We start from the raw sequence: 276 nt of genomic DNA, 5'->3' as shown, positions 1-276 counted from the left end.
CGGGGCCGTCCGACGCTTGCAGCACTGCACCCGGGCTGTGCCTTGTGGCTGCCCGGAGCTGTTGTTTGGAAGCGGGCGCCCTTCACCCTGGGCGCCCGTGAACGCCTTACAAGCCGACGTTGGGCAGGCTCGGGCGCGTGGCCAGGGCCTTGGCGACAATCGCCTTGACCTCGGCCAGGGTCTCGCCCTGCAGCGGCAAGCGCGGCGGCCGGGTAATGGACGAACCACGCCCTACCAGTTCCTCGCAGAGCTTGATGCACTGCACCAGGTCCGGAC

1 pseudogene is annotated in these 276 nt (G+C 69.2%); it reads right to left on the bottom strand.

Going from position 1 to position 276, the window contains the following annotated elements:
• Positions 1-106 precede the first annotated feature (106 nt).
• Positions 107-276, bottom strand: a pseudogene (locus SB725_RS31015) (dihydrodipicolinate synthase family protein); the annotation flags it as partial.

It is taken from the genome of Pseudomonas sp. SIMBA_041 (assembly GCF_046535095.1).
Classification (GTDB): Bacteria; Pseudomonadota; Gammaproteobacteria; order Pseudomonadales; family Pseudomonadaceae; genus Aquipseudomonas; species Aquipseudomonas mucoides.
This window is presented reverse-complemented; position numbering and strand designations above follow the sequence as displayed.